This window comes from Staphylococcus sp. EG-SA-2 (assembly GCF_017152085.1).
Window position 1 is genome coordinate 1 of sequence record NZ_JACYHC010000812.1, and the last position, 1,259, is coordinate 1,259.

The 1,259-nt window shown below is 31.1% G+C and carries 2 protein-coding genes; both read left to right on the plus strand.

Annotated features, from left to right (window positions below):
- Positions 1-228 precede the first annotated feature (228 nt).
- A complete protein-coding gene (locus tag IDG60_RS14720; protein WP_000011687.1) occupies positions 229-447 on the plus strand; it encodes a sterile alpha motif-like domain-containing protein in 219 nt (72 codons plus the stop codon).
- Positions 448-836: 389 nt separating this feature from the next.
- Positions 837-1,259, plus strand: a 423-nt coding sequence (locus IDG60_RS14725) for a CHAP domain-containing protein (protein WP_046399776.1), incomplete at its 3' end; no start/stop codon positions are given.

Genomic DNA, 1,259 nt, shown 5'->3' on the forward strand with positions numbered 1-1,259 from the left:
GCATTAGTCATGCCTCCTTGCTTAACGACTTCAATAAAATATTTCATATGTTTGATATCCACTAACATCATCCTAACTATTTCAACACGTTTATTTCATTATACACAACTTCTTAAACATTCAATAAATTTAGATTTATAAAATTGCTTTATAAAAAGTTTTATGTAAAATACACATTCTTTTATGGTATTATATTAATGGCTCAAGTATATTAATCGAGGTGAGGTATTGAGCTTTTACGAATTTATGCAAAGTTTTCTTGGTGATGACACACCATTAGGTGAATTGGTTGATTGGATTAATCAAGATAGCAATTTCCCTAGAGAAGTGAAGAGCCATAGTGAAATATTGTCATATTTTCGAACAAATCCATGTCCTGAAAGCATCTCAGTACCTGTAATTAAACGGGCACTATCAGTTTTCAACCAATTCACAAATGTACAATGATACATGAATACATGGAGTCACATCATCTCATGTTAGCGCTCTGATTGCAGGGCGCTATTTTTAATGTTATCGCTACATTTAGTATATTGTGATTGCTATTTTCTTTCAGTTATAGAACCACGTACCTTTTCTTTTAAATCATTTTATATTTTCCCACTAATATCCGCTGTTAATCAATTCTGACATCCTTGTATCACTATGACAATTAATTGTTAAATACATGAATTTCTACATTTTATGAAAAAATCCATTTTTATTACAATTCAACACTTTATATGACAACTTCATTACAGTTACTTTTATTGTTGATTGCTTACATTGTTTTCTAAAAAAAATTTGTTATCATAATTAACGTTGAATAAAGAAAAAAATTAACTTGGGAGATAAAAATGGAATATAAAAAGATACTAATTCGTTTATTAATTGCTTTTGCAGTACTTTTCTCAGCAGATTTCACTTATCAATCCGTCGAACAAACGCATCAATCGCATGCCGCAGTTAATTATTATAGTAAAAACCAATGTACATGGTGGGCATTTAAACGTCGCGCACAAGTCGGCAAACCTGTTTCTAATAGATGGGGCAATGCTAAAAATTGGTATTACAATGCACGTAAATCAAAATATGCGACTGGTCGTACACCAAGAAAATTTGCTGTCATGCAATCAACTGCAGGATATTATGGACATGTCGCAGTTGTTGAACAAGTATATAAAAACGGTAGTATTAAAGTTTCAGAATACAACTTTTATCGCCCATTAAAATACAATACACGTGTACTAAGCAAAAAGGCAGCACGTAACTTTAACTAT